Source organism: Bacillus cereus group sp. BfR-BA-01524 (genome assembly GCF_022662595.1).
Taxonomy (GTDB): Bacteria; Bacillota; Bacilli; order Bacillales; family Bacillaceae_G; genus Bacillus_A; species Bacillus_A thuringiensis_S.
Genome location: NZ_JAKUDW010000461.1, coordinates 1 through 223 on the forward strand (window position 1 = coordinate 1; position 223 = coordinate 223).

Consider the following 223-nt stretch of genomic DNA (forward strand, 5'->3'; position numbering starts at 1 on the left):
CTTTAATTGTAGGGCATCCAATCCTCCTGTTTCATAAGCTATTTTCCACTTCCGAAGTGTTTCATAAGACGGTATATTGAAAAGTGCCGCTGTTTCTCTGATAGATGTCCCATGTTCATTCATATAATAAAGTACATCTAGTTTATACTGGGCTGGGTAGAATGTATAGCACTTTTCAAAGGCCTTTTCACCTGAAGACTCATATCGTCTAATCCACTCACGA

At 38.6% G+C, this 223-nt stretch carries 1 protein-coding gene; it reads right to left on the bottom strand.

Annotated features, from left to right (window positions below; translation table 11 throughout):
- Nucleotides 1-223: helix-turn-helix domain-containing protein (locus tag MR170_RS31895; RefSeq protein WP_242310791.1), on the bottom strand; the 223-nt coding region annotated here is incomplete at both ends.